This is a genomic window from Tabrizicola sp., assembly GCF_034366665.1.
GTDB lineage: Bacteria > Pseudomonadota > Alphaproteobacteria > Rhodobacterales > Rhodobacteraceae > Tabrizicola.
Genome location: NZ_JAXMMF010000090.1, coordinates 1 through 3,363, shown reverse-complemented (window position 1 = coordinate 3,363; position 3,363 = coordinate 1). Strand labels below are relative to the sequence as shown.

Annotated in this window: 5 protein-coding genes; 1 reads left to right on the top strand and 4 read right to left on the bottom strand. The window is 64.1% G+C overall.

All coding sequences use genetic code 11. The annotated features are described in order from the left end of the window. The 4 genes from U1E69_RS12085 to U1E69_RS12070 form a co-directional block, all read right to left on the bottom strand. The coding region (locus tag U1E69_RS12085) for an IS30 family transposase (RefSeq protein ID WP_322244621.1) at positions 1-687 on the bottom strand (687 nt) is incomplete at its 3' end. Positions 688-760: 73 nt separating this feature from the next. Next, a complete protein-coding gene (locus U1E69_RS12080) occupies positions 761-1,114 on the bottom strand; it encodes a hypothetical protein (RefSeq protein WP_322244620.1) in 354 nt (117 codons plus the stop codon). A gap of 426 nt (positions 1,115-1,540) precedes the next feature. After that, complete coding sequence (locus U1E69_RS12075) at positions 1,541-2,113, bottom strand: lysophospholipid acyltransferase family protein (protein ID WP_304880270.1); 573 nt, start codon at positions 2,111-2,113, stop codon at positions 1,541-1,543. Between the two features lie 263 nt (positions 2,114-2,376). Beyond that, positions 2,377-3,072 (bottom strand): COQ9 family protein, encoded by a 696-nt coding sequence (locus U1E69_RS12070; RefSeq protein WP_304880272.1) that lies wholly within the window; start codon positions 3,070-3,072, stop codon positions 2,377-2,379. A gap of 188 nt (positions 3,073-3,260) precedes the next feature. On the opposite strand from U1E69_RS12070, the gene rpsU reads away from it, so the two are divergent. After that, positions 3,261-3,363, top strand: a 103-nt coding sequence (gene rpsU / locus U1E69_RS12065; RefSeq protein WP_322244622.1) for a 30S ribosomal protein S21, incomplete at its 3' end; no start/stop codon positions are given.

Sequence of the window (3,363 nt, the reverse complement as noted above, 5' to 3'; positions counted from 1 at the left end):
GTCGACGCAGGCGGGCCTCTCGCTGATGGAGACGGCGTCCTTGATCTGGCCGAGGCCTTGACGCTTCAGGCTCGCATGCCGGGAACGCCGGATGGTCCGCCGGGCCCTGAGGTGATCCAGCAGTTCCTTCTTCAGCACCCCTCGGGTCTGGATGAACAGGCTGCGATAGATGGTTTCGTGCGACACCTGATTGTGCGGCTCCCCGGGCCAGGTGCGCTTGAGCCAGCCGGCGATCTGCTCGGGCGACCAGTTCCGCCGCAGCTTGGCCGATACTGTCCGGGCCAGAGCCGGTCGGCAAGCCAGCTTGCACCGCTTGGGGCGACGCGCCCGGTCCCACGCCGCCTGATCAGACCGGGTCGCCCGATACCGCTCAGGCCCGCCATTGCGGTGGACCTCGCGGCTGATCGTGGACGGCGACCGACCCAGCGACCGGGCGATCCAGCGCAGCGAGCAACATGAGCTGAGCCCTCGCGATATCTCCTCGCGCTCGCCCAGACTGAGCGCCCGATCCGCCCGCTTGCGGTCCGGCGGCCGGATGCCGCCCGTTGGCGAAAGCACCGAGAACACCGACGAGGACTCCCGATCGAACCGTCGTCCGATCGAACTCATCGACTCGCCAGCCTTCCAGCGATCCCAGATCTCAGCCCGTTGGGCCGCCGAGTAGTAGATGCGCCGCCGCTGCTTCATGACCCACGCTCCATCTCCGAGGAAAGGTTAGCGTGTTGCGGTCACCGGTTGAGCCCACCACCCATAGCGGACCTTAGGTCGGGCTGCCGATCACTTTGAGGACCTTGCCGAACCCCACCACCTTGGGACCCTCTTGAATGGTCCACTCACTGCCAACACGGATTTCGGCTGCAAGGCGCGGCCATGACCAGAACGAGATCGGCGTCTCAATCGATTGTCCCGGCAGTAGCTCGACGCCGACCGGCAGATCGATGAAGCCGATGGTCATATCCCGGTTGTCAGGCCCGAAAAAATTGTGGTTGGGCCGATAGCTTCCCCGGATTGGCGCGGTTCGTCCTCCGTCGTCAGTCGCGAGCAAAGACACGGAGGCAATGACTTCGATAAAGCCTTCACTCCCAAACTGATCCTGAAAAACGTAGAGGGTCATGATGCCAAGATAGCAGTCCTGTGACGATCTCGGCAGGCTGCGCCAGAGTCCGCTTTCAAGCCATAAGCGACGGTCTGCTCCCGACCCTTAGCGGACGTTAGTCTACGCGCCTCGCTTGTTCGGCTTGGATGGCGTGACGCTTCTTCAAGAACAGCTTCGAGAGGAGCGGTGATAGAGGTGTCGCCAACCGGCTCGTCACCCGCGCTGCCTCCTTCTCAAGCTGGGCGTCCGATAACCCGGACAGACTTGCCTCGGACGGCACTCCGCTGCGATTTCGGGTCGAATGAGCCATTCCTTATTGTGCATGGTCGATGTCCGCTGTCCATCCAAAGCGGCGGTCAGGAACGTCCGCTCTTCACCCCGATCAGGTCACCCCGATCAGGACCAAGAACACCTTATCCTGGTGTCCACGCAACCGGGTGCAGTTCAGAAAGCCTCGCGCGATGAGGTCTCCCGCAGGATGGTCGAGGCGCGTTCCGGATGCTTCCCGACTGACGCCTGGTAGAAGACTGCGACCTCTTTCATATCGGCCTCATAGTCGCCGCTGGGGCATATCGTGGGTCCGATCGTAATCAGCTTGCGGGGGAAGTTGATCGAAGCGCAGACGATGGGAACTTCGGCGGCCACGGCGATATTGTAGAAGCCCGTCTTCCATCGATCGCGTCGAGCACGGGATCCCTCAGGTGCGATGGTCAGGATGAAATTGTCGCGACGCGCAAACTCGGCCGCCATTGTCCCGACGATGTCCAGGGCCTGGGACCGGTCAACCGGGACGCCGCCGAGATCGCGCAAGGCTCCGGCCAGGGGCCATCGGAACAGGGATGACTTGCCGAGGAAGCTGAGGTCCAGATTCAGGGCTTCCGCGGCTCCAAGAAAACAGACGAAATCCCAGTTGCTGGTGTGCGGGGCCCCTATGAGCACAAATTTCGGGTGCGCCGGTCGCGGCCCATGAACCCGCCAGCCCTGCATTTTGAACAGCAGCCCCAGGGTCAGTTTCATTGCATCTGCGAGTGCTGCCATACCGCAGTTTCAGTCCATTGAGCGCCGCCGGGCAAGCGAAGTCTTACGGGGTGCGGGTGACCTGAAACCCGCTTCCCACCACCCCTAGCGGACGTTCGCAGCGTCGCCCTCCGGGCGCGGACAGCCGGCCCGTGATCGGCCATGTGACCCGGGTGAAGGCTCTTTCATTTCCGCTCATCCCCGCGAAAGCCGGGACCCGGTTCTGTCCAGCACGGCGCCGGTGTTTCAGGACATGGGCTGCGCTATTGGGGAACCTTCGCCCCGTACCGCATCCGGCTCAGCACATCCGTGACCTTCTTCAGCGGCGCATCGAAATCCTTGCCCGCCTTCCACTTCTCGAAAGCCATGACGTTCTCGATGCGCGCGGCCACAAAGGCCTCGGCGGCCTCGCGGCCGTCGAACCAGCGCATGGTCAGGGCCGGGATCAGGATGCCCGACAGGATCGTCCGCTTGGAATAGTGGTTCCAGTCCGTGGCCGTGTCCCCGGCCCAGTTCCACAGCAGGTCGGCGCTCTCCCAGGCCATCTTCAGCCCCAGGTCGGCGTTGGTCGGCAGGGCGAGGAAGGCGGCGCAGCGGCGGGTGGCCTCGAGATCGGCGGCCCCGGCCTCCATCCGGGCCGAGACGGCCGCCGCGATTCGCTCGCGCATCTTCAGGGATTTCGCATCGACATCGGCCAGCGAGGCCAGCGCCCGGTCGTCGTGCCGCCGCGACAGCAGGGCCGCGAGGTCGCGCGCGCCGTTGGGCAGAAGCAGTTCCTCGTCGCCGAGTGACAGGCCGCTGGCGTCGCAGGCCGCCCGCACCATCCGGCTGTTCCAGCCCAGCCGGGGCGCGAGGCCCAGGGCGGCGTCCAGCACGGTCTGTTCCATGCGGTCGGCCCAATCGGCTTTGAGAGCCTCACCTTCGGGCGCGGCGTTCGACAGGTGTGGCGCTTCGGTCATGGCGGCAGCATATCCCCGTCCGGCGGGCGTTTCGAGGCTTCAGATAGAAGCGCGACGATCTGGACACGAGGGGGGCGAACGTGTATCAGCCCGCCTTCATCCGCGGACCCTGTCTGTGGACCGAGATTTTATTTGTCTGCCCGTCTCCCTTTCGAGGTGCGCGGCGGGCGGCCAAAGGAGAGTTCAACCTGGTACAGATTTTCGTTCGCGATAATAACGTCGATCAAGCGCTCAAGGCCCTCAAGAAGAAAATGCAGCGCGAAGGCAGCTTCCGCGAGATGAAGCGCCACG